The sequence below is a fragment of the Pseudomonas sp. 2 genome (genome assembly GCF_056627435.1).
Window position 1 is genome coordinate 1 of the sequence record NZ_JBWXNG010000037.1, and the last position, 3,574, is coordinate 3,574.

At 59.8% G+C, this 3,574-nt stretch carries 1 protein-coding gene; it reads right to left on the reverse strand.

Annotation, left to right across the window (positions count from 1 at the left end):
• A partial coding sequence (locus tag AC1MEK_RS29760) for a hemagglutinin repeat-containing protein (RefSeq protein WP_480399835.1) occupies window positions 1-3,574 on the reverse strand: 3,574 nt, incomplete at both ends.

The following is a 3,574-nucleotide window of genomic DNA, read 5'->3' on the forward strand; positions in this document are numbered from 1 at the left end:
ATCATCACGCGTGATCTCATATGCCTTGCTCAGATCCCGATTAAGACCAGCCGTCGAATCGTTCCCGCTTTGGGCATCATCACGTACGGTGATATCGCCCGCGCCCACTGTGGCGCGCACGATCTGCTCACGATCCTTGTTGTAGTTGTAACCCGAGACGTTCCAGCCGCTCTCCCCCTCCTTGCCTTTGCCGGCCTGACTGGCGTCCTGGGTGGCCGTACCGCTGTTGCCCCAGCCATAGGTGCCGCCGACGTTCAGGTAGTAGCCATGCTCCTTGTCGCTGCCTGCGATATCGCTGAAACCAAGGGTGCCAGTATCAAGCTTGAGATTGCCGGTGTCCGAGGCAACTACGGCGCCATCGAGTTGGGTGTGTTGCTCGGTACGAATATCAAGCTGGTCTTTGGCGGTGATCGAGGTCTGATTGCCGACCCAGTTCGTGCTGCCTGTGGTCTGGCCGTAGCCGACCGAACCACTCACGCTACCCCCATAGCCCACTGTCACCGTTGCGCTGACGTCGAACTCTTTGCCCGTCACCTTGCCAGTGTCCGGTACGGAAGAGACGGTCAGGTCGCGCCCGACTTTGCCGATCACGTTATCGCCGTGCAGCGTTGCACCGGCCACGGTGGTGTCTCGACCGCTCTCAAAGCCCAGCGTGTTACCGGCATAGAGATAAGCTTCCTGCTGCTTAGCGGCTTCTCGGTCGAGATTACCCCGACCCAGATTGACGCTGGCGTAGACGCCTATGCCTCCCTGCCCTGCTGTCAAACCGACTTCGCCTCCACCACTGTGACGGCTTTCCTGGCTGCTTGAATCGTTCTGCGCAGCGCGGATGTTCAGATCATTGCCAGCCTTGAGGTTGATGTCGCGGTCAGCGTTGATTCGAGTACCAATCAGACTCAGATCGTTGGATGCCTGCAGATTGACATTGCGCCCTGCCGACAACTCGGCCGCTCCCGAGGTGCCCTGATTCGCATCCTGTGTGGCGATACCGCTACTGCCGCCGATGCCCACCTTGAAGCCACCGGTGGTACCACCGACGATGCCGCCTTTGCTCTGGTTCTGCTCGCCCGCCGATATTTGGCTGCCTTTGGCGACATCAAGGGTGATATCACGGCCTTTGACGTTGATGTCACGACCAGCCTGTAACGCACTGCCTCGCACCGTCACATCGTTGCCAGCCTCCAGAGAGATGTCGTTGCCTGCGTTAAGCGTGGAAGCGCGGTTGCTGACCACTGTATTGGTCAGGCTTTCACTTTGCTGCTTGTTACCGGTGCTGCCATCCATGGTTGCGCCACGGAAGAACTGATCGACGGTATCAGCCGCCTTCAGAACGCTCGATACCTGGCTGACCAGGTCATCGCCTTTGCCGACGTTTTTCAACGCGTCGACCGTGTTGCCGTAGTTATGGTTGACAGTGACCGAGGCCCCATTGCTGGTAACGCTATGGCTGGATCCTTGCGAGTCGGTTTCAGCCGCCGCATCGATCCGGATATCACGACCGGCCTTGACGTTGAGGTTGTTGTCGGCATACACGTCCGAGCCCTGCACGCTGACGTCCCGGCCCGCGTCGACACTGACATTACCGCCCGCCACATAACTGGCAGCGGCTGTCTGGCCACCATGCGCAGTGACGTCCTTGACGGTGGTATCACCGATGAAACCTGTGAAGCCGTTACGATCCCAAGTCAGTGACAGCCCAGAATCTTTTTTGGATTTCCAGTCCGCGGACTGGCTGCTATCCAGGCCTGCGACGACATTGACGTCTCGACCAGCTCCTAGGGAAGCTGTCTGCTGAGCGTCAACCGAACTACCGACGATATTGATGTCGCGGGCGGCATCGAGAATCGCATCGCGCCCAGCGACCACCTGACTTCCTACGCCGGAGGAGGTAATGACTTCGTGACCGCGCTTGCTGGACGATCCGACGCCAAAGCCAATGCCGTCCGAGTTCGCACTCAATGAAAGTGCAGTCTTGCTCTTGTAAGACTCGGAATGGCTGTAAGAGGAATCGCTGGCTGACGTGAGATTGATGTCGCCCGTGTCATCCAACAGGCCGGCATGCAACTCTGCATCCCGTCCTGCGGCGAGCGAGCTGGCGCTCAGATTCACGTCACGCCCGGCAATGACGACCGTATCATTGCCAGCCTGCAGCTCACTCCCTACCTGAGTCTCGGTGGTCTGCAACTGGCTCTTGCCGCTTTTACTCAAGCCGAACAGGCCGGATTTGGTTTTCTTGCTGTAACCACCGCTTTCCTCGGCCGCCGAGGTGATGGAAACGTCACCCGTGGCACCGAGCAGCATGTCATTACCGGCTTTGAGTTGGCTGCCGATAACGCTGACGTCACGGCCACCATTGATGCTCACGGCGCCTGTAGAGTCCTGGCTGGCGTTGATCGTCAGGTCGTGGCCTGCATCGATCACTGACCCGACGTTGCTGGTTTCGTAACTCTCGGTTTCACGGGTACTGCTACGGCCGAACGAGCCTTTATTCTTTTTCTTGTAGTACGCGTAATCCTCGTTCTGAGCCGACGTTACGTAGACGTCCTGCCCAGCTTCCAGGCCAACATCCCCCGTCGCCTTCACGGTACTTGCGATGACATTCAGATCGTTAGCAGCCTTCAGAGAAACGTCGCCACCGGCAGTGACACTGGTCGAAACCTGCCTGACATGATCTTGCTGGGCCGTGACCTTTTTGCTCTTGGCATATGAATGGTCTTCATCGGTTGCCGAGGCCAAAGTCAGGTCGCCGGTTGCTGCGATGGCGATGTCACGCTTGGCATCGATCTGGCTGGCGATGGCGGTCACGTCGCGGCCTGCGGTGATCGAGAGATCGCGCCCGGCGCTGGCGAGGCTGCCGGTCTGGGTGGTGCTTGAGTTGGACAGGCCGCTACCGGCCTGGAACACGGTCTGGGTCTGCGCTGCGAGCAGATTGACGTCGCGCCCGGCACTCAGCGCCATGTCGCGCCCGCTTTGCAGGACGCCACTGTTGGTGAGGTCGCGCCCCGCGGTAACCGTCAGGTCGTTCGCGGCTTCGATGCGCGCCGCGTTATCGGCGTAGTCCTTGCGAGTGGTGACGAAACCGTTGCTGGCTTGAGCGCTGGTAACGGTGCGCTCGTTGAGGAGGTCACCCTTGGTCGCCGCCACGCTGACGTCGCGACCGGCGATGATGCCGCCCGCCTTGTTGGTGACATCGTTGCCCGCAAGCACGTCGAGTCGGTTACCCGCCGAGATCAGGCCGCTGTTGACCAGATCCTTGCCTGCAGTGGCCGCGAGGTTGTCGGTTGCTTTCAGCGTACCAACGTTGCTGAGGTTTTCGCCTGCGATCAGCGTGACGTCGTTGCCGGCGATGAGCGCTCCGTCAGGGGCCAGACGACCGTCTGCCTGGGCGAGATACAGCACCGGCACCAGGACTTTTTCGCCATTCACCTCGTGCTCTTCGAGCCAGACGATGTCGTGGGTCAGGGCCGCGACCTGCTGCGAAGTGAGGCTCACGCCAACGGACAGGTTCAGTTCGTCCTTGCTGGCGATGGCGTTGTTCATCAGGTACTTGAACTGATCCTCGTTGGAGGTCTGG